This is a genomic window from Flavobacterium sp. NRK F7 (assembly GCF_024054195.1).
Lineage (GTDB): Bacteria > Bacteroidota > Bacteroidia > Flavobacteriales > Flavobacteriaceae > Flavobacterium.
In genome coordinates, this window is the sequence record NZ_JAMXLB010000001.1 from 2,261,692 (window position 1) to 2,284,081 (window position 22,390).

Consider the following 22,390-nt stretch of genomic DNA (forward strand, 5'->3'; position numbering starts at 1 on the left):
ATTTTATTTTCGTAGTGCTATTGAAATACTTGTACTGACAAATATATAAAACTTTAAAAAAAAGAAACATGATAATGGTTAAGAATTCCTTTTTTATTGATGCGAATAATTTTAAAGTGATTTTTTACACTATTAGGAGCATAGAAATGAATGGTTAGTGTTGTACTAGTAAAAGTGATGAGTCAAATTAATTAATAAAAAAAATCCTCAATTCTTAGATTGAGGATTTTAATTTGTTTTTAACTTTTTTGTTCTTTATTGAAATAAACCAAATAATAATACATTTGCTTTTCTTCATCCCAACCTTTTTCAACAAACTTCTCGGCACTTTCAGGATTAATAAAATCTAATTTAATTTGAATATTAGTGTCTAATTGGATGGTGTTTTTCATTTTTTTCCTAGCATCTGTTACAGCTGCATTGGCAATAGGAAAATTAGAAACATCTTCAATACTGTATTTGGCTCCTTTGTCTACTTTATAATTTTTAAATTCAGGAATGAATTCCGGATTTTGCATCACTTCATTTAAAAAAGCCGTTTCTTCAAACTCATCATTTTTAGCAAAATGATTTACAGCTCTATTCATGAATAAAACTTCTTGTTGTTTGTCTTCGGCTGGTAAAACCACATCTTTAGCAAAGTCTTGACAAAATTTCAAGTATTTTTTGGTAATAAAATTTTCATCCTGAAAAACATCTACCGATAAAAAATGCTCTAACCAATAGCGTGCATCATATCGATTACTATCTACGGTTAAAATTTTATAACCTTCTTCTTTTTTATAATTAAAAATAAGGCATCCTTTGTCCAATTTGTTTAAGTTGATTCCTTGTTGTAAAATCATTTCCAAATTGTTGCCATTTTCTTCAAATTGCAAGAAATCCGTTTGAATTTCACTTTTGAAAACACCTATTGCATCCACTGTATTATTATCGATGGAAACATTCGTAAAATAGGTCACATATACTTCACCATTTTTGATATGAGGATGATTGGATTGTTCAAAAAGATGTTGGGTTATCTTTTTAGAAACCTCATGAATTTCCGATGGATTATTAAAAACTTGAGAAGCCAATTGGAACATTTCATTGTATTCTAAATCTACTTCATGAGCAAATTGATAATAATTCTCTTCTTTTTCACGAAAAGGTTTAAAGAAATATTCCTTTAATAAAGGCATGATTTCATCATTCAAACCGTATGGGGTTTCAGACAAAAAGGTGCTTTCATTTCTACTTTTGTTACCTACTCTGTGAACAGAAAGGTTTTCTATATGTGTATTAAATAAGTTTATCATTTTTTTTTAAGTTTAATAATGGTTTAAAATTGTTTAATTTAGTTTAAAATTGTGGTATTATCTTTAACCATTATTAGTAATAAATTTAGTTCCTTTAAATTCTTTTTTATTAAGATAACTAATGAAATTATGAATTTTAATACTTAGCTTTTCATAATCATTAACTAAAATATTCATTTTGTTTTCATTTATGAAATCGTTATCAAAAAGTCTATAAATTTGAGAACGAGTTTCACCAGCAGAACCTTTTGCTATTGATAAAAACTGGATAAATTCTCTATTTCCATTTCGCTCAAAACCTTCTGCAATATTATCCATTACTGAACCAGAAGCACTTTTAATTTGAGCATTTAATTTAAAATCATTTTTTAAATCAGAGTTTTGGAAATTATAATAATTTCTTTAGAAAGTCTTCTAGCTTCAATCCAAATTTCTAAATCTTCAAATCTTTTTATTGTAGCCATTAGAACAACTTTAAATTCTTAAACCCTATGAACAATTTTAAACCTTAAAAATTAATTCCAATTTTCCTCAAAACCAAAATCTTCAAAACTATCATCTCCATCAAACATATCTAAATCGTCTTCATCATAATCGTCTTCAAAATCAGAACCAAAATCATCTGCTTCAAATGTTTTATCGGGTGCATCTAAAGGTAATTGGCCATGAGAATATAATAATGCAGGATACGTTTCACCGTCTACTTTTTCTTCTATTGCTGCTAACTCAACAAGAAAAGTCCACATATTGAAGAAATCATATACATAAATAATTTTAGTTTGATGTTGGTCTAAGTTATCTTCTAATATAAAATTATTCATGATTCGCATTTCTCCTGGAACATCACCCGTATCAAACAAAGGAATTTCATCTTCCTGATTCCAGTTTTCATCACATGTATAAAAGGAAGCCATTTCAGTACCATCAAAGCCAAAAGCATTTACTAATGCATTGTGTAAATCTTCTAACGTAGCTTCTTTTTCTATAGCAATATCTCTAAAAATATCTTCTTCTGCATCGAGTATTGCTCGGAATTTATAAATCATAATCTTGAAATTTTAGGAAACGCAAAAGTAAGGATTATTTGCCATTTTTGCTTTAGGTTTTTAGTATTGTTGATAACATTATTTCTAAAATATTGAGGCTTCGGTAATTGTTGTTAATCGTTCTAAAGTTTCTAAACCATAATAAGAATTTCCTTTTTTATTCAATTTTGGACTCCAAACCGCTACAGTATAATGATTCGGGTAAATGGCTACAACACCGCCACCAACACCACTTTTACCTGGTAATCCCACTTTAAACGTAAATTCTCCTGCTTGATCATAAAAACCGCACATTTGCATTAAGGCATTCATTCTTTTACACTGACTGGTTGTTAAAAACTTGGTTTTACTTTTGGGGATCATACCATTATGAGAAAACAATTGAAATACTTTGGCTAAATCCTCACAGGTCATTTCAATCGAACACTGATAAAAATAGAAATCAAGTACATCTTCAGGAGCATTAGTAATATTGTGAAAAGATTTGATATAGTTTACCAATGCAGCATTGCGAAAGCCATGTTCTTTCTCAGATTGAGCTACCGTTTCATTATAATCAATAGCTTCGTTTTCGGCTAATTCTCTTATGAAGTTTAAAAAATAAGCTTTAGGATTATCAAAATGAGATAACATGAGATCTGCAATAACCAGTGCACCTGCATTTATAAAGGGATTTCTAGGAATGCCATTTTCATATTCTAATTGTACTAAAGAATTAAAAGCATTCCCAGAGGGTTCAAAACCCACACGTTGCCACAAATCGTTCCCTATTTTAGAAAAAATAAGCGCGGTTGTGAGTACTTTGGAAATACTTTGTATGGAAAATTTTTCTTTGGCATCGCCAATGGAATAGTTGTTTTGATGATTATCTATTAAGGCAATACCAAATTTATTAGAATTTACTTTTTCAAGTTCCGGAATATAATCTGCAACGGTGCCCTTATTTTCCAAAAGAAGCACTTCATTATATATTGAATTGATAATTTGCTGGTATTCCATTTCTTTTTTTGGTAAATGTACTAAAATGTTTCTGCTTACAATTCGGTAACGAAAAATTACAGTTGGGTAGAATTAAATTGAAAAGCCGTTAGCAATACTTCAATTTTGCTTCATCAAATTAATTAAACAACAATTAAAAATGAAAACGGTTTTACAACTTTTAGTATGCTTCACTTCTTTATTCGGTTTTTCACAAACTCAAATTACAGGTGCTGTTCAAGATGAATTTGGTCAACCTATATATGGTGCTAATATTTTTATTAAAGGTACTTATGATGGAGGTATTTCAGATGAAAAAGGAAATTTTAAATTTGAAACAACGGTATCAGGGGCACAAATTCTTCAAATTAGTTTTTTGTCTTATGAAACTCTAATTCTTAAAATTACGATTGAAAACTATCAGCCTAAAAAGTATATTTTGAAAGAAAATGTAAATACCCTAGATGCTGTAGTGGTTTCTGCTGGAACATTTAAAGCAGGAGATAATAGTAAAACAACAGCCTTAAAGCCTTTGGATATTGTTACTACTGCAGGTTCTGTAGGTAATATTATTGGCGCTTTAGAAACACTACCAGGTACGCAAACGGTGGGTGAAAGCGGAAGACTTTTTGTGAGAGGTGGAGAAAGTGATGAAACCCAAACATTTGTAGATGGTATTCGTGTGGCGCAACCTTATGGCGCAACGGCAAATAATTTACCTACACGAAGTCGTTTTTCACCTTTTTTGTTTGATGGCGTTACTTTTTCAACGGGAGGATACAGTGCCGAATATGGAAATGCATTATCAAGTGTTTTATTATTAAATACGATCAATGAACCGGTACAAAGTCAGACTGATATTTCAATTATGTCTTTGGGTGTTGGTTTAGGAAATACCCAAAAATGGGAAAAGAGTTCGTTAACCTTTAATGCAGGATATTTTAATTTTGCTCCGTATCAAGTACTTGTACCTCAAAAAATAGATTGGAATAAACCCGTTCAAGTCTATTCTGGCGAGAGTGTGTATCGTAGAAAGTTTAAGAATGGATTACTAAAAGTATATGGTGCTTTTGATTATACGACATTCGATATCAATCAAAAAGAGGTCAATTTTGATGCTAAAAGAAGTATTGCCATTCAAAATAGAAACTTTTATTTTAATACCAGTTATAAAGGCTATTTAAATGATAATTTGCAATTACAAACCGGTTTTGGTTTTGGCTATGGCCAAAATGAATTGAATCTTGCCAATGATGTACTTAAAAATAACGAAAGAGCGTTACATTATAAGTTGAAATTTCGTCAAACGATTACCAATAGAATAAAGTTAAACTTTGGAGGGGATGTTTTCCATACGAATTTCGATGAAAATTTTACTCCAGCTGCATCGAACCGTTTTGACTATGGATACCAAAATAATATGACTGCCTTGTTTTCAGAAGCAGAAATCTTTTTCTCTAAAAAAGTAGCCATGAATGTAGGATTGCGTTCTTCTAAAAGTAATTTAATTTCAGATTATACCATTGAACCACGAGTTTCATTTGCTTATAAAGTAGCCGAAAATAGTCAGTTTTCTATGGCTTATGGTAATTTCAATCAAACGGCAAATCAAGACTATCTAAAGTTCAATACCAACTTAGATTATGAGAAGACCCAACATTATATATTCAATTATATGTACAACAAAGACAAAAGAATGTTGCGTGCAGAAGCGTATTATAAACGATATGCCGATTTAGTAAAATATGATGGAAACTTGGCTACTTATGACAGCAATTACAACAATAACGGTTATGGATATGCCAAAGGAATTGATTTGTTTTGGAGAGATAATAAAACCATTAAAAATTTAGATTACTGGATTTCCTACTCCTACATAGATTCGGAAAGAGATTATAAGAATTATTCAAAAGAAGTAACACCCAGTTTTATTGCCAATCACAACTTTTCAGTAGTTACGAAATATTGGGTTGACCAATTAAAATCACAAATAAGTGCGACTTATACGTTTAATTCTGGAAGACCTTATAACAATCCAAATAGTACTGATTTTATGAATGAAAAAACTAAATCATTCAATAACTTAAGTTTGAGTTGGGCGTATTTAGTTTCCCAACAAAAGATTTTATTCTTTTCTGTGACCAATGTCTTAAATGCGAATAATATTTTTGGATATCAATATGCAAATACTCCAGATGGTAATGGTCAGTTTCAAAGACAAGCCGTAACTCAACCAGCCAATCAATTCTTCTTTGTAGGTTTCTTTTGGACAATTAGCGATAATAAGAAAACCAATAATTTGAATAATTTGTAAATCAGTATTAAGTGATTACTACCTAGTACTTAGTCTTTAATAAATCAAAATAAAGTAAATAAAATAAATAAATACCATATGAAAACAACAATTATTGCAGCATGTCTATTACTGTGCGGTTATTTAAATGCACAAACCTATTCTCTGGAAGTAAATATGTCCGGTTTTAAGAATAATAAGGGAAAAGTAAAAGTAGGCTTGTATACATCTGAAACTTCTTTTTTAAAAGTAACTTTTCTGAGTTTGGATGCTTCTATAAAAAACAACCAAGCTAAAGTAATGTTTAAAAATTTGGAAAAAGGGGAGTATGCCGTTTCCATTTATCATGATGAAAATAACAATAACGAGATGGATAAAAATTTCTTTGGTATTCCAAAAGAAGCGTATGCATCTTCGAATAATGCCAAAGGATCTTTTGGACCTCCAAAATATACAGATGCCAAATTTATTGTAAAAGAAGATACAACCCTACACATTACAATCGATTAAAAGCAGCAAAAAGCAATTGTTTATTTACTAAAAGTAAATAATTATTAACTAAAAGTAAATATGTTGATACTTAAAGTATATTTTTTATTACTAAAAGTAAATAAATATTAACTAAAAGTAAATAATTTAATACTAAAAGCAAATGATGTAATGCTAAAAGATACTATTTAGAAGCTTAAAGCTAATAATAAAAAACAAAAAGGGTTTCTAAACGCCCTAATTCCTAATTTCTAATTCTTTAAAAAATACAATTCATCCTCAAAAAACAACAGTTCGGTAAGTATCAATTTTAAAATACAAGGAACTGACCGAAATTTGTTCTATCAAAAAGCAATAACAATTAAAAAAAACGAACAGTTATCAATTATTAACAATTTAAAATTAAACATCATGACACGAATTATCACCCTTATCACTTTCTTTATTGTTTCAGTTGTAACCGCACAAGCACAATATGAAAAGGGCATGCAACAAGCCTTAGAACTTTGGAAAAATGATAAACCTACAGAAGCTATCGCTGTTTTTGAAAGAATTGCAGCAGTAGATGAGGCCAATTGGTTACCCAATTATTATATCGCTTTTATTAATACCGTACAATCGTTTCGTTACATGAATGATAAAGTGAAAGTAAAAGCGTTGCTTGAAGAAGCTCAAAAAGCACAAGATAAAATGAATAGAGTAGCTTTAGATAATCCAGAAGTTTTAGTGATGCAAGCTATGATTCACACTGGTTGGATAGTATATGACCCAATGGTAAACGGTCAAAAATTATCAGGAGATGTTATGTATATCTATAATAAAGCGTATCAGATTGCTCCTGAAAACCCAAGAGTAGTATTCCAAAAAGCCTCTTTTGAAATAGGTATGGCGAGCTATTTTGGACAAGATACTAAACCAATGTGTGCACAGTTAGAAAAATCAATAGAACTTTTTGCTAACTTTAAACCGGAAACGCCATTTCATCCAACTTGGGGATTAGATAGAGCGCAAGAAGAATTAGCTAAATGTAAGAAATAATAGAAAATGACTTATCTAAAAGAAATAAAAAAAGCATTTGTACTAGGTGTTGTGATTTTTTTAGGGTTGCAAATTATAAATTTTGTAATCAATCAAAAATTACCAGGATTAGAAAACTTGAAGTGGAATTTTATCTTTACAATGCTTTATACAGTAGTTTTATATACTGCAAATGCTCTTGTATTTATTCAATTAGATAAGCATTTTGAAAAAAACAGATTTCAGTTAAAAAGATTGGTAGTAGGTTTTTTAGCATCTTTTGCTATTTCTGGATTCATCATTTTTTTACTTCGAATGTTAGAAGAGGTAGGGTTTGAAAATAAAACAATTGATGAATTTTTTAAAACAGAAAAGCCTTCCAATTATTTGGTAGCTATGATTGTAACAGTGTTTGTCACCTTGATAGTGCATTTGGTTTATTTCTATAAGGCGTATCAGGAAAACAAATTAAAAGAGCAAAAAATCATTGCTGGCACAGCTTCTGCAAAATTTGAGAGTTTGAAAAACCAGTTAGATCCTCATTTTTTATTTAATAGTTTGAATGTTTTAAGTTCGTTGATAGAAGAAAATCCAGATAATGCACAACGCTTCACCACTTCCTTATCTAAAATTTACCGTTATGTTTTAGAACAAAGAGATAAAGAATTGGTTTCGGTAGATGAAGAGTTACAGTTTGCCAAAACCTACATGAATCTGTTAAAAATGCGATTTGAAAATAGTATTACTTATGAATTACCTGATAAATTGAATAATGAAGACGCTAAAGTTGTACCGTTATCACTTCAGTTATTATTAGAAAATTGTATCAAACACAATGTAGTTAGTGAATCAAAACCTTTGCATATCACCATTGCCATTGAAGACAACCAATTAACCATTAGTAATAACATTCAAAAGAAAGAAGTCTTACAAGACCGAAAAGGTGTTGGACTACAAAACATTGTGAACCGATATGCTATTTTAACCAAAAGAAACGTATTAGTGGAAGAAAATGACATTCATTTTAAAGTTTTCTTACCTATTTTAACCAAACAAGTTACCATTATGGAATCAAAAAATATATATTCTGAAAAAATGGCGTATGCCAGAGCAAAAGAACGTGTTGAAAAATTAAAAGGATTTTATGGCAATTTAATTTCGTATTGCTGTGTTATTCCAGTTTTAATTTTCATAAATTATAAAACCAGTGGTTTTCAATGGTTTTGGTTCCCAATGCTAGGTTGGGGATTGGGAGTAACTTTTCATGCGTTGGAAACCTTTGGTTATGGCAAATCTTGGGAAGAGAAAAAAATTCGTGAGATTTTAGAAAAAGAAGAGAACGAACAAGCAAAATGGAAATAATCATGGAAAGAGAAAAAGACGCAAAAATAATTTTAGAAACTATAGCTAGAGAAAAAGTTCAAAAAATAAAAAACTTTTATATCCATTTATTTATCTATTGCATTGGAGTAATCGTTTATGTTTTGAAAACGTATTTTGGAGTGCCCATTAATTTTTTTCCTATCCGATTCATTAACGAGTTTTTTATGTGGTGCTGGACATTTGTTATTGCAGTACAAGGGATTCGTTTGTTTTTAGGAGAACGCTTTTTAGGAACCCAATGGGAAGAGGAAAAGGTAAAACAACTTATGGAAGAAGAAAAAAATAAAAAACAAAATTGGAAGTAGTTATGCAACAGAATAATGAATTTGAACGCTATCAAAAAGCACAAAAAAAGGTAAAAGAAATTAAAGGTTTTTACGGAAATTTAATCAGTTATATTTTGGTTATTTCTGTTCTAGCTTTTATTAACTTAAGATATTCACCTCAACATTTATGGTTTTTATATCCAATGCTAGGTTGGGGATTAGGAGTCTTTTTTCAAGCTATGAAAGCTTTTGATTTTTTTCCATTTTTTAATAAAGAATGGGAAGAAAAGAAGATCAAACAGTTTATGGAAGAAGAAAAAAAGGAAAATACGAAATATCAATAAATGGAAATGAGAGAAGATATACACTATTATAAAGCCAAAAAAAGAGTAGAGCATATAAAAGGATTTTTTGGTCATGCAATTTCATTTGTAATCATCAATTTAGCCTTATATATCATCAATATCATAACTTATCCCAATGATTTTTGGTTTGATTATTGGTTTTACTGGCAACTTTTAATTTGGGGTATTGGTCTAGCGATTCATGGAATCGTTGTTTTTTATTCGTTACCGGTTTTTGGTAAAGCGTGGGAAGAGAGAAAAATACAGCAGTTTATGCAAGAAGAAGAAGAACAAAACAATAAATTGGAATAAAATGAGCTTACAAGATAGAATACAAAGAAGAATGGATAGAAGTGGAGAAATTGATTTTTACCCAACGACTCCAGAAGAAATTAAATATCAGGAAGCATTACGACGTGTAAAAAGAATTAAGAGTTTTTATACTCATGCTCTAGTGTATGTAGTAATTAATATTATGATAGTTATTGTTAACATTCAAAATTTAAAAGAAGGAGAAAGCTATTTTCAATGGCACAATTTTTTTACAGCAATCTTTTGGGGAATTGGTTTGTTAGCCCATTTTTTATCTGTTTTTTTACCTAATTTTATTCTGGGGAATGATTGGGAATCCAAAAAGATTAAAGAATTAATGGAAAAAGAGAAAGACGAAAGATGGGAATAAGTATGCATTTGAAACAACGCCATAAAGGATGAAAAAATATTGGCCCATTATTCTGGGATTGTCCCTTTTTAAATTACTAATTCATTGTTTTGGTAATCAAAACTATGGATTCCACAGAGATGAATTACTACATCTTTCAGTGAGTAAACATCTTGATTGGGGGTATTTGGAATTTCCTCCTTTTATAGCACTTGTAGGTAAATTGTCTCATTTTTTGTTTGGGTATTCTTTATTTGGAACACGATTATTCCCAACAGTAGCAGGAATTGGTATTTTAGTCTTATGCTGTATGATAGCTATTGAAATAGGAGGTAAGAAAAAAGCCGTCTTTTTATCTGGACTTTCAATAGTAATTTTTATTGCTTTCTATAGAAATCATATGTTGTTTCAACCGGTTGCTTTTGATCAATTATTTTGGACAATCAGTTTTTATTTCTTAGTTCGTTTTTTAAAAACACAGCAAAATCAATATTTGTTTTATACAGGTTTAGCGTTAGCTATTGGTTTTATGAACAAATACACAATACTTATTTTATTAGCAAGTATTCTAGTTAGCATACTACTTACGCAAGGGAAAAAAATCATACAAAATAAATGGTTCTATCTAACGGGCTTACTTGCTTTGGTAATTGTTTTGCCTAATATCATTTGGCAAATATCGCATGACTTTCCTATTCTAAAGCATTTTCAAAAGTTAAACGAAATACAATTAGAGCAATTGGATACATTTGATTTTGTAAAAAATCAATTGCACGCACCCTTTACGCTACTTCTTGCTCTCATTGGTCTTTGGGCTTTGTTTTTTGATAAATCAATTCAACACTACAAAACTATTGGTTTTACTTTTATACTCGTATTTTTACTAATGTGGGTTTTAAAATCTAAAGGATATTATTTTTATGCTGCCTATCCAGTAGTATTTGCTTTTGGAGCCTATAAATTAGAAAAGTTAACGGTAAATAGGAACATAATTTTGTATAGTATTGTGGGTTGTATTTCATTATTGTCCTTTTATTTTATTCCAAAATCGATACCTATTTTACCTATTCAAGAGTATATAACCTATGAAAAATTAGAACCACAAGAAAGTGGAAGGTATATTTTAACAAGTGATTATGCCGATATGTTTGGTTGGGAAGAGCAAGTTAAATGCATTGCTTCTATGTATCATTCATTATCTGAAGAAGAAAAACAAAAGTGTATTCTTTTAGCTGAAAATTATGGAGAAGCTGGCGCTTTGTCTATTTTAGGAGAAAAATATAATTTACCCGAACCCGTTTGTAGTCATGGTAGTTTTTGGTTATGGGGACCTGGAAAAACATCGGGTGAAATTGTAATAACATTAGGTATTGAAAAACCAGTAATTGAAAAAGTTTTTGGAGCGTACCAACTTCAAAAAACAATTCAACATCAATATGCGATAGACGAGGAAAATAATATTCCGGTGTATCTTTGTAAGCAACCAAAAATAACAATAAAAGAAATTTGGCCTACCTTAGAAAGCCATGTATTTGATTAAAAAAAGAGCAAATGAACATTATTATAATAGAAGATGAAAAACCAGCAGCAAGATTGTTGCAGCGTAAAGTAGAAAAACTAGGATTAGAAGTCAATCAAATGTTGCATTCTGTGGAAGAATCTATTAACTGGTTCCAAAATAACGCACATCCCGATTTAATTTTCTTAGATATTCAATTATCAGATGGTTTGTCTTTTGAAATTTTTGAACAAATAGACATTAAAAGTGCTGTTATTTTTACCACTGCTTACGATGAATATGCGTTACGTGCTTTTAAATTAAATAGTATTGATTATCTATTAAAACCAATAGATGAAGACGATTTAGAAACGGCTGTAACCAAATTTAAAGCAAGATCAACTACCAATACTGCCGTGAGTTTAGACTTTGAAGCTATTAAGAGAATGTTAGTCAATCCAGTGGAGAGAGACTATAAATCGCGCTTTTCTGTGAAAATTGGCCAACAAATAAAAGTAATTCCAATTCAAGAAGTAGAATGTTTTTTTAGCGAAAATAAAGGAACTTACTTACATACATTTGACAATAGAGATTATCTACTAGACACTACTATGGAGCAATTAGAAAATGATTTAAATCCCAAAGATTTTTTTCGCATTAATAGAAAATTCATTTTACCCTTAAAGGGAATTAAAGAAATTCAAATGCATACCAATTCTCGACTAAAAATCATACTTCCTTCTTATAAAGAAGATGAGGTTATTGTAGCCCGAGAACGTGTCAATGATTTTAAAACTTGGATTAATTAATAGGTAAAGTAAAACATCCAATAGGTAAAAAAAGCAATTAAAAAGAGATAAATAAGATTGTTCAAACTAAAAAGTGAAAAGGTAAATACATTCCACGATTTTTTTAATGCTAATTTATAATTTATATAAAGAAAAGGGAGAATACTTATAGCTAATACATATGGAATATAGGAAGACATTGTAATAAAAGTATTCGAACTATGGTGATAGGGTGAAGGAAAGTAAAAAATGGAGATTGTAGTGTTTAAAACATACATATAATAAAATAAAAATAGTCCAAAAAAGAACAGTATCAATTTTATAAAATTATATTCAACTTGATTTCTTCTTTTAAAATAACTGAATAAAAAATAAAAACTACTACAAATAAAAAATAATCCAAAAGAAAGTAGAATAAATCGAATGCTATTAGTATTGTGGGGAATTTTGTATCCTTCTAAGCTTTCAAATTCTTTGTTTTTTGGAAATAATTGATTGATTTGATACGAATGATTTCCTTTTGAAAGTTCTTCTTGTAAATTAAATTGAACGGTTGTACTATAATTGTGATAAAAATATAAGTTGACAATACCTTCGTTTGTATTCCAAATGGAAGTTAGTAAAGTTCCATCACCAATTTTATCTCTACAAACATGCATAGTATCGGAAACTTTTTTGCAAAAATCCAAATCAGTTTCTAATTTGTTTTTTAAAAAATGAACTCCATTTCTATAACGTTCTAATTTTTCAGCTTTTTCAGAAGATGTAATTGAGGGACAAAAGTTGGACAACACATATTGACAATCGTTACCCGTAATTATTGTATAAGGTTCCACAATTATATATTTACCTGATTTTTCAATGTAAATGAATACATCCTCTAAAAAAAAACTTTGGTCATATTTTTGAATGTAATTTTTTACTTCGTCCACTGTTTTACACGTATGTAAAATATTTTTCAAATATTGTGTGGGATTAGTAATTTGTAATTTTGAATCGAATATTGAGGTTTGAATTTTAGGATGGTAAGAAGCTAGTCGTGAAAAAACTAATCCATATTCATTCATTCCAGATTGTGGAGCATATCCATTTTGTCCATCGTATCGGGAACCTGTAAATGCCGCACCCAAAGTAGTATTTGTCCCTATTTCAAACCAAATGTGCGGAGTAATTCTCCAAGCATCTTCATTGCAACCCACAATTGTGACACCATTCTTTGTCACTTTATACATACTACAAGGACGTAGAATATGAATAAATAAAAGAAATATAAATGTTAGTTGGTACTTTTTCATACGGAATCGGTTTATCATTTAAAACGATTCAATGTACAAAAAGTTACAAAATTTATTTTCTTTGAGTACTCTCTAAAACCAAATAGAATAAAAAACCAAACAATAAGGAGGATAATACTATATGTAAGGTTTGTGACCCGAAAGGGAAATGGAAATAATACATCGCAATACCTGATAAAATTTCAAATAGAACAATACCTATTACAAATTTTATTTTAGTATAACCCAATTTTAATTTGGAATTTAAATACACTAAATAGGCAATAGCAAGAGTAACCAAAATAGAAAAACTCCTGTGAATATAGAACGATAGAGTAGGACTTTGTAACCAAGTTTCTTTTGGTAAACCAGTTTCTGAAAGGGTATCTATATGTTCTCTAACAGCGGTTCCTAAAACCACTTGAATTATGGTTAAAACCAATGTAATTACTAAAGCCCTTTTAAATTTAGAATGGAATGTTACTGCCCTCGATTTACTTTTCTGAAAATAAAAAATTAAATACAATTGAAGTCCGACAATTAAAAATGCGACCAACATATGTGTTGTAATTTTTACTGGATTTAAGACCGAATCTACCACTGTTTTTCCCAGCCAAGCCTGAAATCCCATTAAAATGCAAATTGTAAAAGTATAGAGTATTAATTTTTTATTAGTTTTCCAAAACCAAAAAGAAACAATAAAGCTTGCAAAACAAGCAATTCCTGCTAAAGCACCAAACAAGCGATTGATGTATTCTACCCAAGTATGTGAAGGGTTAAAAATAGCATAATTATGTTTGGTATATTTTTCCCAATCGTCATTTGAAAAAGTTGCTGTAGTGGTAAAATCTGTTTTGGCAACCAAAAGTGTTTCATCTTTTATAATTACCATTCCCTTTTTGTAAACTCTGTTAGGAGTAAACAATAATTCACTCTCTTCTGTGGGTGGAATATAATAACCAAAACATTTTGGCCAATCAGGGCAACCCATTCCAGAACCTGTCATACGTACCAAAGCACCTGCAACAATTACCAGATATACAAGTACTAACGCAATTTTAGTTATTGGTAAAAAATATTTTTTCATAAATTAATTACATTCAGTTTTGAATGAAAATATAAGTTAAGTTACATTTAATCTACTTTCTGCAACCCCATTCTTTCTGCTTTTTGAATTACAAATGCCAAAGCTTCTTCATATTCATTTGGAATTTCTCCCTCTAAAATGGCTTCTTTTACAGCTTCTTTAAGTGTTCCAATTTCTCTTCCTGGCTTTAAACCAAACAAACTCATGATTTCCTCACCCGTTATAGGTGGTTGAAAATTACGTACGTGATCTCTTTCTTCAACTTCTACGATTTTCTGACGCACAATCTTGAAATTGTTATGATATTTGCTAAATTTTTTAGGATTTTTCGTAGTAATATCAGCTTCACATAAGGTCATTAGATTTTCTACATCCTCACCTGCATCAAAGACCAATCTTCTCACTGCCGAATCCGTAACTATATCTTGAGCTAATACTATAGGTCTTGAACTCATAGTAACCATTTTTTGCACAAATTTTAATTTTTGATTCAAAGGCATGTGTAAACGTTCAAAAATACGTTTTACCATTTTTCCTCCTAAAAATTCATGACCATGAAAGGTCCAACCTTGTTTTTTATTGAACCTTTTCGTAGGTGCTTTGCCTATATCGTGTAATAAAGCTGCCCATCGCAACCATACATCATCGGTATTGGGACAAATATTATCAACTACTTCTAAGGTATGGTAAAAATTGTTTTTATGAGTATGACCTTCTACTTCTTCAACGCTATTTAAAGCCGTCAACTCTGGTAAAATAATGTCTAATAACCCAGTTTGATGTAATAATAAAAATCCGATAGATGGTTTTTCAGTGGAAAGAATTTTATTGAACTCTTCTACAATACGTTCTCCAGAAATAATTTTTATACGTTCCTTATTACGAGAAATTGCATCTAAGGATTCCTTCTCAATTTCAAAGTCTAACTGAGTAGCGAAACGAATGGCTCTTAGCATTCGTAAGGGATCATCAGAATAGGTAATATCAGAATCTAAAGGCGTGCGAATAATTTTATTTTTTAAATCAGCCACACCATTAAACGGATCCAATAATTCTCCAAAATTAGTTTTATTTAAGGAAAAAGCTAGTGCATTTATAGTAAAATCTCGTCTTTCTTGGTCGTCTTTTAAAGATCCGTTCTCAACTATTGGTTTTCTACTGTCTCTGTTATAGGACTCTTTTCGAGCGCCTACAAATTCAATATCCATATCTTTATAACGTAACATGGCTGTTCCATAGTTTTTAAAAACTTGTACTTTGGGATTGTTTGGAAGTAATTCGGATACTTTCAATGCTAAATCAATACCACTGCCTACAGCAACAATATCAATATCTTTTTTATGATTTCGCTCTAATAAAATGTCTCTTACATAACCGCCAATTACATAACAATCTAATTGGAGTTCAGCCGCAGCTTTAGAAACGATTTCAAATATTTTATGATCGAGATGTTGTTTGTAATTCATTTTTTTAAATTAGTCAATATTTAAATTAGTCAATTTATAGTGACACATTGACTAATTATAAATTGGCATATTAATTTATTTCCTAATAATTTTAACTTGGCTATCTAAACCTAGTTTTATAATGGTCGAAGGAGTCTTGCAAATTTTATCGTGATGCAAATTTACTACATAGTCGACACCTTTTAAAATTTCAGGAGAAATTTCTTTAAAAGATTGTGGTGTTGGCATTCCAGATATATTGGCAGAAGTAGAAACCAAAGGTTTTTTCATTCGTTCCATTAATTTATAGCAAAAAGGTTCGGTAACCATTCGTACAGCTAATGAATTGTCTTCAGCAACTATATTTTTAGCAACGTTTTTGGGTTTATCAAGAATTAAGGTGGTTGGTTTCTCAGAAAAGTCTAAAATTTGCCAAGCTACTTCTGGAATTTCATTAAAAACTTGATGCATCATACGTTCACCATTTACTAAAACAATCATGCTTTTGCTTTCTTCGCGTTGTTTTAAAGCAAATATTTTTTTGATAGCCTCTTCATTCGTAGCATCACAACCGATTCCCCAAACGGTATCTGTTGGATAGAGAATAATTCCTCCGTTTTTAATAACTTCAAATGCTTGGTGTACTTCTGTATTCATCTTATAGATACTTATAGAAAATATAAATCATTTTTTTTGCAAATATATTTAATTAAATACTTATAATGTGTCATTAATAGTAAAAGCTGGTCTTTAAATTCAAGATTTATAAGCAAAGCAATTGTTAATTTTTATCTATATTTGATGCTTTAATATTTTACAACTAATGCATCTTAGTAATCCTTCTATCTTAGTTTCAGTAATTATTCCTGTTTATAATGTTGAAAAATATATTTCTGAAGCTATTGAAAGCGTATTAAATCAGACCTATAAGGATATTGAAATTATTTTAGTTGATGATGGATCTATAGATAATTCGTTATCGATTTGTAAACAGTTTGCACAGCAAAATCAAAACATAAAATTAATAGAGCAACAAAATTCGGGAGTATCAATAGCTAGAAATAACGGACTTTCTGTTGCTGTAGGAGAGTATGTTTTTTTTATGGATTCAGATGATACTATTGATGCTGAATTTATTCGTACTTCTCGTGAAGTAGCAAAAGCCGAAGACGCAAATATTGTTATCGTTGGTGACTATTATTGTAAATTAACCAAAGTTTCCGCATTGCCTACTTGTGCTCAATTTTTGAAGCATGATTTTTTAAAACAACATCCTACCATTCGTTTCCCTGAAAAAATTCAACCTTGTGAAGATGGCTTGTTTTCGCATCAATTATTAGCTTTAACGGATAAAATTGCAAAAAATCCTTTAGGTATTTACAATTATAGAGAACATGAAAATCAAAACCATATTACGATTAACAAAAACAAGGAGCAAGTACTCTATCAAATTCCAAAATGGTTAGAAATTTTAGAAAATTTCTATACTCAAAACAATTTATACCAAACCAAAGCGTTACATCTGGCTTTATTTTTAGAACACGAACCTTTTGAATTAAGGTTTTTAGCGATGCCATTTGATACCTATCAAAAACAAAGTCTACAGGTATTAATTAAAGAGTTTTATATTACTCATATAGCACCATTTATATCAAATACAGATATAAAAAAACTAAGTAAGCCTTTCCTTCAGTTTTTGAAAGCAAATGATGTTGAAAAATTTGAAAAATATTATAGAAAGCATGTATTGTTATTGAAAATTAAAGAGAAATTGCATTTTTTTAATTATAAAGCGCAACTAAAAATGGTTAATATCATCCCTATTTCGAAATATAGAAAGTATTTACGAAATCGAATTAATGCCAATTTTGCCAAATGAAAGTTGTAATTGTCCAACATAAAAATTTTTTGAATAGTGCTGGTGGAACTGAAAAAATAGCTTGTTTTTTAGCAAATAATTTAGTTGAGAAAGACTGCGAAGTAATCGTAGCTACTAATGACGAAAATATTTCTGGAAAACCCATGTTTTATTTAAATTCAAAAGTTACCATTGATAATCTATTTAATCCAACATTTATTCAAGAAGAGATAATTACTCTTTTCAATTACAAAGGCTATAATCCTTTTTTTTGGCTGTATTACAAGCTGAAAAAGAAACGAGATAAAATATATAATAAAAAAGTATTAAAAAAACACGGTGGCATTGAAGGTATTTATACTCATAATCTTAAAGAAAGAGCTACACTTTGGAAAAATTATTTAAATAACAGTAAGCCTAATGTTATTATTACCATGTCTATAAGTTCACTAGTAGAAATCACTTTTGGAAATGAGATACAAATTCCTATACTAAATTCAGTAAATGGAAGACCCGACTATGATTATACGGATTTATTGTGGTATCGCTCTGAAATTGAAATGAGATTGTTACAAGAGGCGTATGCTCATTTATCAGGCATCCAAGTTTTATTTGATAGTTATAAAGCTTTTCTTCCTGATACATTTAGTGGTGAAGCTGTGACTATTCCAAATCCAGTAATTCAAATGGATATCAATACAATAGTTCATCATGAAATACCCAAAAAAGTTTATAAAATAATTAATATAGCCTCTTTAAATAGTAGTTGCAAACAGCAGGATGTAGCCATTCATATTTTTTCAAAAATAGCAGCCACATATCCTAATTGGAATTTAGAATTTTGGGGTGTGGGCAACGATTTAGCAATTTTAGAAGAACAAGTCGCCCAATTGCAATTAGAAAATAGAATCTTTTTCAAAGGATTTACTCCTGAACCTCTAGAAAAATTAAAAGAGGCTGACATTTTTCTTTTTCCTAGTAAATATGAAGGTTTTCCTTTAGCTTTAACCGAAGCAATGGCTGTTGGTTTACCAGTAATTGGTTTTCAATCTTGTTCTGGTGTAAATGAATTAATTCAAAATGAAAAGAATGGTTTTTTAGCCAATGATATTACTGAAATGCAACACAAATTGGAAGAACTCATTCAAAACTCAGAATTGAGAAAAAAAATGGGATTCATGGGCCATGAATCCGTAAAAAAATATACAGAAGAAGCGGTGTTCGAGAAATGGTTCCGCTTTATTACTCAATTAAATGAAAAGCAAAATTAAACTATGCGATTATTATATTTTTATCCAGAAAACCCACTTTTAAAAAACCAAGGCAATAATGCGAGAGCTTTAGCGCTTTTAGAATATTTTAAATCACGTGCCATTGAAGTTGATTTTGTTGGGGTTTATGCCGATAACTTTCAACAAGAAGACATTTCTAATTTAAAAAATGAAAGATATATTAAAGAGGGGTATTTATTAAAAAGTCTATCTAGAAAGAAAAATCAATTGCGTTATTTCTTTATGTACTCTTTACCTCGAAAAATCTTTAAAAAAATAAAAGAGTTTGACAGAAGAAGGTTTGGTCAAGAAAAGTTGTTTGAAGAAATTGCAATGCAAAAGGAATATGATTTTATTTTGATATCCTATGCGTATTGGGCTAACTTAATAGATAATATTAAAGAAGTAAAACCAAATGTAAAATTTGTGATTGATACCCATGATTTTTTAACGTCTCAATTTCAGCATACTAAAGATTTTCAATTGGGTAAATACTTCGAAACGGAAATGCGTCTTTTAAACAAATTCGACGAAGTCTTGGTAATTTCTAATGAAGAAAAGTATGTTTTTTCCCAATTTTTAGACCAACCTGTTTCAATTGTAACACATACCTTGAAAACGCATTTTGATGCATCTGAAATAGCTAAGAAATATGATATCGTCTATGTTGCTAGTAATAATGAACACAATATTAAAGCAGCCAAATGGTTTTTTACTGAAGTGTACCCAAAATTAGATAAAAGCATACAAATAGTAGTAGTAGGAAGGGTTGTCTCTTTTTGCCCAGACGGAGATAATATTACTAAAATTGCATTTATTGAAGATTTAGATAGTATTTATAAAGTTTCGAAAATTGCTATTTGCCCCATGCTTAGTGGAACAGGTCTGAAAATCAAAGTGGTGGAAGCGCTTTCCTACGGTTTACCTGTTGTTTGTAATGAAAGAGGTATTGACGGTTTGTTGAACAAAACGAACAATGGTTGTTTAATGACTAACGATTCGAGTCAATTTGCCAACTATGTAACTCAACTACTTCAGGATAAGACTTTTTACGAGAAACATGCACAAGATTCAAAGTCTTTTTTTATAGCCAATCATTCTATTGAAGCAACCTACACAGAATTAGATCACATCTTTACAGTTGATCAATAGATAGCAATGTTTTTTGCAAAGTCGTTCTTGAAAATGGAGCTAAACTTTCTTCAGAATGGCTTTGCAGTTGTAACCAAAGATTTTTGTCATTATACAATCGAATGATTTCATTTGCAAAATCCTCTTCTGAAGAGGCTATTAATGCATTTTTTTCATGCTCTAAAAACATGCCTTCAGCACCAATTGCAGTTGTAATTAATGGAAGATAATATTCAAATGACTGTCCAATTTTGCCTTTTACACCAGCACCATAGCGTAAAGGGACTACCATAAATTTTGAGGATGTAAAATACGTTTCTATATCAGGAATGTAGCCGTGAAAAACAAAATTTGGATGCACAATATCATTAATTTCGGTATTTAAATTACCAATTACATCTACTGCAATCTGAGGTAATTTTTCCCATACTTTAGGCATGATTTTTTCAAATAGAAAATATAAAGCATCAATATTGGGAGTGTGAGTTGAACCAATAAAGAGAATATTTTTTCTTTCTTCAAAAGGTAAAGTTTTATGTAAACTTATTTTTGGATAATGAATATTTGAGATTGTCATCATTTTATGAGGCGCTATATAAGTACTCATAAATTCTTTTTCTTGTTCAGAAATGGTAATGACTAATGCAACTTTTTTGGCTACTACAGTTTCAATATGGAAATACTTTTTATATCTTTTCTTTAAGGAAATCCTTTTTGGGTTTAGTTCAATAGCTCTTTTGTAACGCAAAAAATGAATATCAACCATGTCATATAAGGTGGTTGCTTCAGGAATCGTTTTATGAACATATTGGAAATGTCTTTTTAAAGTGTTTGGTCCATAAAACCAAATAAAATCAACCTTTGGAATAGCTTTTAAAAAAGAAAGGGTTGTCTGTTTATTTTTAAGTTCAGAAAATAGGATTACCTCTTCATTTTTAAAAAACTCAATATAATTATTGTCATTCTCAGATGATGTAAAAGTTAAAAAACAATTATATCCAAGTTGGACATAGGCTAAAATAATTTCCTTAAGTCTATTTGATCCAGAATCTTTATCATAAGTAGGAATTGCATTCGATATAAAAACAATTGTTTTTTTAGATGCATCATACCTTTCACCATTTATTAAAGAGTTTAAATCAAAATCTATTTTTTTAGAAAAAAGATGTTTAAACGAGATCATTCTTTGTTGTTTTGTTTATGTTTTAAAGAATCATTTAATCTTCCACCTCTAAAAAGAACTTTAAATAAAGGCCAATATTTTGGTTTTCGAATACTCTTTATAAAATATTTTATTTGTAAGAATAATAATATAATTCGGTAATTAAGGTAACCATAGTGTTTTCGAATCACATACAAGAGTGAAATTTTTAATTCTGTTTTAATCGCAATCGATTTTGGGGTACTTGCTCCATGAAAATGAATGAATTTAGCATTGGGAATTAAATAAGCATATTTTTTAATTTTTGCTAATCGAATGCATAAATCTGTTTCTTCTTGATATAAAAATATATTGGTATCAAAGCCACCTACACTCCAGAAATCTTCAGAACGTACAACCATAAAACTTCCAGATACGAATTGTCCTCTTTGAGGAGTTTTATATTCTAATTTTCTTTTTGGATATTTTTTTGGATTTATAATTTCTAAGAAATAACGTCCAAAAAGTTCTTTTAATGGAGATGAAAAATGATCTAGAGTTGGTAACAAACTACCGTCTTCTTTAAAACTTTGTGGTCCGCAAATTCCGAAGTTATCATGGCTTTTCATGGCTTCAATAATTATTGAAAAGCAATCATTTAGTAATAACGAATCATTATTTACAAATGCATAATAGGTAGCATCTGAAAACTGGCAACCTATCATGTTTCCACCGCCAAAACCAGTATTTAAATGGTTTCTAAGAAGTTTTATAGAAGGATTGTTTAATTCAGTTATATAGTTTTTTAATGCATTGTAATCATTAGATTTAGAATGGTTATCAACTATTATAATATTATAAATTAGATGTGTTGAAGTATGTTTAATAATGCTTTCTACACATTGAATAGTGTAGTTACTAGTATTATAATTAATTATTATGATAGATAAATCCAACATTTATTTTTTTAAGTAAAGTTAAATATATAGTTTTATTTCTATATATTTTTATCTAGTTTTACAATGTCAAATGATTTGTTAGCAAAGTAACAAATAATTTTATGAATAGCTATTATCAATACATATATAGTTCAAAATTTAATACTGATTTTATGGTTAAATT

The 22,390-nt window shown here is 29.7% G+C and carries 23 protein-coding genes; 13 read left to right on the forward strand and 10 right to left on the reverse strand.

Annotated elements, in window-relative coordinates; all coding sequences use genetic code 11:
• Positions 1–239 precede the first annotated feature (239 nt).
• The 4 genes from NHF47_RS10135 to NHF47_RS10150 all read right to left on the reverse strand — a co-directional run bounded on the left by NHF47_RS10135 (position 240) and on the right by NHF47_RS10150 (position 3,343).
• Positions 240–1,298: a nucleoid-associated protein gene (locus NHF47_RS10135; RefSeq protein WP_252764807.1), complete on the reverse strand. Its 1,059-nt coding sequence runs from the start codon at positions 1,296–1,298 to the stop codon at positions 240–242.
• A gap of 63 nt (positions 1,299–1,361) precedes the next feature.
• On the reverse strand, positions 1,362–1,640 hold the full coding sequence (locus NHF47_RS10140; protein WP_308219273.1) for a four helix bundle protein: 279 nt from the start codon (positions 1,638–1,640) through the stop codon (positions 1,362–1,364).
• A gap of 173 nt (positions 1,641–1,813) precedes the next feature.
• Positions 1,814–2,344, reverse strand: coding sequence for a plasmid pRiA4b ORF-3 family protein (locus NHF47_RS10145; RefSeq protein WP_252764808.1), 531 nt, complete (start codon positions 2,342–2,344; stop codon positions 1,814–1,816).
• Positions 2,345–2,428: 84 nt separating this feature from the next.
• Positions 2,429–3,343 carry a glutaminase gene (locus tag NHF47_RS10150; protein ID WP_252764809.1) on the reverse strand — a complete coding sequence of 305 codons (915 nt, stop codon included), beginning with the start codon at positions 3,341–3,343 and terminating at the stop codon, positions 2,429–2,431.
• Positions 3,344–3,482: 139 nt separating this feature from the next.
• Between NHF47_RS10150 and NHF47_RS10155 the strand changes: the two genes are divergently transcribed.
• The 10 genes from NHF47_RS10155 (at position 3,483) to NHF47_RS10200 (ending at position 12,082) form a co-directional block, all read left to right on the forward strand.
• Entirely contained in the window at positions 3,483–5,636 is a 2,154-nt protein-coding gene (locus NHF47_RS10155; protein ID WP_252764810.1) for a TonB-dependent receptor, read from the forward strand.
• Positions 5,637–5,714: 78 nt separating this feature from the next.
• Positions 5,715–6,125, forward strand: a complete 411-nt coding sequence (locus NHF47_RS10160; RefSeq protein ID WP_252764811.1) for a DUF2141 domain-containing protein — start codon at positions 5,715–5,717, stop codon at positions 6,123–6,125.
• Between the two features lie 390 nt (positions 6,126–6,515).
• On the forward strand, positions 6,516–7,142 hold the full coding sequence (locus NHF47_RS10165) for a hypothetical protein (RefSeq protein WP_252764812.1): 627 nt from the start codon (positions 6,516–6,518) through the stop codon (positions 7,140–7,142).
• A gap of 6 nt (positions 7,143–7,148) precedes the next feature.
• Positions 7,149–8,483: a 2TM domain-containing protein gene (locus NHF47_RS10170; protein ID WP_252764813.1), complete on the forward strand. Its 1,335-nt coding sequence runs from the start codon at positions 7,149–7,151 to the stop codon at positions 8,481–8,483.
• Between the two features lie 2 nt (positions 8,484–8,485).
• Positions 8,486–8,809: a 2TM domain-containing protein gene (locus NHF47_RS10175; RefSeq protein ID WP_252764814.1), complete on the forward strand. Its 324-nt coding sequence runs from the start codon at positions 8,486–8,488 to the stop codon at positions 8,807–8,809.
• 2 nt (positions 8,810–8,811) lie between these two features.
• Positions 8,812–9,114 (forward strand): 2TM domain-containing protein, encoded by a 303-nt coding sequence (locus tag NHF47_RS10180; protein WP_252764815.1) that lies wholly within the window; start codon positions 8,812–8,814, stop codon positions 9,112–9,114.
• A gap of 6 nt (positions 9,115–9,120) precedes the next feature.
• A complete protein-coding gene (locus tag NHF47_RS10185; protein ID WP_252764816.1) occupies positions 9,121–9,426 on the forward strand; it encodes a 2TM domain-containing protein in 306 nt (101 codons plus the stop codon).
• Between the two features lies 1 nt (position 9,427).
• Positions 9,428–9,796, forward strand: a complete 369-nt coding sequence (locus NHF47_RS10190; RefSeq protein WP_252764817.1) for a 2TM domain-containing protein — start codon at positions 9,428–9,430, stop codon at positions 9,794–9,796.
• 28 nt (positions 9,797–9,824) lie between these two features.
• Entirely contained in the window at positions 9,825–11,315 is a 1,491-nt protein-coding gene (locus NHF47_RS10195; protein ID WP_252764818.1) for a glycosyltransferase family 39 protein, read from the forward strand.
• 11 nt (positions 11,316–11,326) lie between these two features.
• Entirely contained in the window at positions 11,327–12,082 is a 756-nt protein-coding gene (locus NHF47_RS10200) for a LytTR family DNA-binding domain-containing protein (protein WP_252764819.1), read from the forward strand.
• Here NHF47_RS10200 and NHF47_RS10205 read toward each other — a convergent pair.
• The 4 genes from NHF47_RS10205 to NHF47_RS10220 all read right to left on the reverse strand — a co-directional run bounded on the left by NHF47_RS10205 (position 12,079) and on the right by NHF47_RS10220 (position 16,524).
• A complete protein-coding gene (locus NHF47_RS10205) occupies positions 12,079–13,356 on the reverse strand; it encodes a hypothetical protein (protein WP_252764820.1) in 1,278 nt (425 codons plus the stop codon). The genes NHF47_RS10200 and NHF47_RS10205 overlap by 4 nt on opposite strands.
• 52 nt (positions 13,357–13,408) lie before the next feature.
• Entirely contained in the window at positions 13,409–14,422 is a 1,014-nt protein-coding gene (locus tag NHF47_RS10210) for a heme A synthase (protein ID WP_252764821.1), read from the reverse strand.
• A gap of 47 nt (positions 14,423–14,469) precedes the next feature.
• The gene (locus NHF47_RS10215; RefSeq protein ID WP_252764822.1) at positions 14,470–15,888 is read right to left on the reverse strand and encodes a CCA tRNA nucleotidyltransferase; all 1,419 of its coding nucleotides are present in this window, start codon (positions 15,886–15,888) and stop codon (positions 14,470–14,472) included.
• 75 nt (positions 15,889–15,963) lie between these two features.
• The gene (locus tag NHF47_RS10220; RefSeq protein ID WP_252764823.1) at positions 15,964–16,524 is read right to left on the reverse strand and encodes an L-threonylcarbamoyladenylate synthase; all 561 of its coding nucleotides are present in this window, start codon (positions 16,522–16,524) and stop codon (positions 15,964–15,966) included.
• A gap of 166 nt (positions 16,525–16,690) precedes the next feature.
• Here NHF47_RS10220 and NHF47_RS10225 point away from each other — a divergent pair, with 166 nt between their 5' ends.
• The 3 genes from NHF47_RS10225 to NHF47_RS10235 are packed head-to-tail and all read left to right on the forward strand — an operon-like array spanning position 16,691 to position 20,148.
• The gene (locus tag NHF47_RS10225) at positions 16,691–17,746 is read left to right on the forward strand and encodes a glycosyltransferase family 2 protein (RefSeq protein WP_252764824.1); all 1,056 of its coding nucleotides are present in this window, start codon (positions 16,691–16,693) and stop codon (positions 17,744–17,746) included.
• Entirely contained in the window at positions 17,743–18,996 is a 1,254-nt protein-coding gene (locus tag NHF47_RS10230; RefSeq protein WP_252764825.1) for a glycosyltransferase, read from the forward strand. Before NHF47_RS10225 ends, NHF47_RS10230 begins: the two co-directional genes overlap by 4 nt.
• Before the next feature lie 3 nt (positions 18,997–18,999).
• Positions 19,000–20,148: a glycosyltransferase gene (locus NHF47_RS10235; protein WP_252764826.1), complete on the forward strand. Its 1,149-nt coding sequence runs from the start codon at positions 19,000–19,002 to the stop codon at positions 20,146–20,148.
• Here the strand turns inward: NHF47_RS10235 and NHF47_RS10240 are convergent.
• Together NHF47_RS10240 and NHF47_RS10245 are read right to left on the reverse strand one after the other, a co-directional pair.
• A complete protein-coding gene (locus NHF47_RS10240; protein WP_252764827.1) occupies positions 20,132–21,310 on the reverse strand; it encodes a glycosyltransferase in 1,179 nt (392 codons plus the stop codon). The two genes, NHF47_RS10235 and NHF47_RS10240, sit on opposite strands and share 17 nt — an antisense overlap.
• Positions 21,307–22,227 carry a glycosyltransferase family 2 protein gene (locus NHF47_RS10245; protein ID WP_252764828.1) on the reverse strand — a complete coding sequence of 307 codons (921 nt, stop codon included), beginning with the start codon at positions 22,225–22,227 and terminating at the stop codon, positions 21,307–21,309. Before NHF47_RS10245 ends, NHF47_RS10240 begins: the two co-directional genes overlap by 4 nt.
• Between the last annotated feature and the right edge of the window lie 163 nt (positions 22,228–22,390).

Coding starts and splice junctions, on each gene's coding strand:
- NHF47_RS10180 (WP_252764815.1), top strand. CDS start 8,812: ATGCAACAGAATAATGAATTTGAACGCTATCAAAAAGCACAAAAAAAG.
- NHF47_RS10190 (WP_252764817.1), top strand. CDS start 9,428: ATGAGCTTACAAGATAGAATACAAAGAAGAATGGATAGAAGTGGAGAA.
- NHF47_RS10245 (WP_252764828.1), bottom strand. CDS start 22,227: ATGTTGGATTTATCTATCATAATAATTAATTATAATACTAGTAACTAC.
- NHF47_RS10150 (WP_252764809.1), bottom strand. CDS start 3,343: ATGGAATACCAGCAAATTATCAATTCAATATATAATGAAGTGCTTCTT.
- NHF47_RS10160 (WP_252764811.1), top strand. CDS start 5,715: ATGAAAACAACAATTATTGCAGCATGTCTATTACTGTGCGGTTATTTA.
- NHF47_RS10195 (WP_252764818.1), top strand. CDS start 9,825: ATGAAAAAATATTGGCCCATTATTCTGGGATTGTCCCTTTTTAAATTA.
- NHF47_RS10135 (WP_252764807.1), bottom strand. CDS start 1,298: ATGATAAACTTATTTAATACACATATAGAAAACCTTTCTGTTCACAGA.
- NHF47_RS10225 (WP_252764824.1), top strand. CDS start 16,691: ATGCATCTTAGTAATCCTTCTATCTTAGTTTCAGTAATTATTCCTGTT.
- NHF47_RS10145 (WP_252764808.1), bottom strand. CDS start 2,344: ATGATTTATAAATTCCGAGCAATACTCGATGCAGAAGAAGATATTTTT.
- NHF47_RS10170 (WP_252764813.1), top strand. CDS start 7,149: ATGACTTATCTAAAAGAAATAAAAAAAGCATTTGTACTAGGTGTTGTG.
- NHF47_RS10240 (WP_252764827.1), bottom strand. CDS start 21,310: ATGATCTCGTTTAAACATCTTTTTTCTAAAAAAATAGATTTTGATTTA.
- NHF47_RS10210 (WP_252764821.1), bottom strand. CDS start 14,422: ATGAAAAAATATTTTTTACCAATAACTAAAATTGCGTTAGTACTTGTA.
- NHF47_RS10165 (WP_252764812.1), top strand. CDS start 6,516: ATGACACGAATTATCACCCTTATCACTTTCTTTATTGTTTCAGTTGTA.
- NHF47_RS10235 (WP_252764826.1), top strand. CDS start 19,000: ATGCGATTATTATATTTTTATCCAGAAAACCCACTTTTAAAAAACCAA.
- NHF47_RS10155 (WP_252764810.1), top strand. CDS start 3,483: ATGAAAACGGTTTTACAACTTTTAGTATGCTTCACTTCTTTATTCGGT.
- NHF47_RS10205 (WP_252764820.1), bottom strand. CDS start 13,356: ATGAAAAAGTACCAACTAACATTTATATTTCTTTTATTTATTCATATT.
- NHF47_RS10175 (WP_252764814.1), top strand. CDS start 8,486: ATGGAAAGAGAAAAAGACGCAAAAATAATTTTAGAAACTATAGCTAGA.
- NHF47_RS10215 (WP_252764822.1), bottom strand. CDS start 15,888: ATGAATTACAAACAACATCTCGATCATAAAATATTTGAAATCGTTTCT.
- NHF47_RS10230 (WP_252764825.1), top strand. CDS start 17,743: ATGAAAGTTGTAATTGTCCAACATAAAAATTTTTTGAATAGTGCTGGT.
- NHF47_RS10200 (WP_252764819.1), top strand. CDS start 11,327: ATGAACATTATTATAATAGAAGATGAAAAACCAGCAGCAAGATTGTTG.
- NHF47_RS10185 (WP_252764816.1), top strand. CDS start 9,121: ATGAGAGAAGATATACACTATTATAAAGCCAAAAAAAGAGTAGAGCAT.
- NHF47_RS10220 (WP_252764823.1), bottom strand. CDS start 16,524: ATGAATACAGAAGTACACCAAGCATTTGAAGTTATTAAAAACGGAGGA.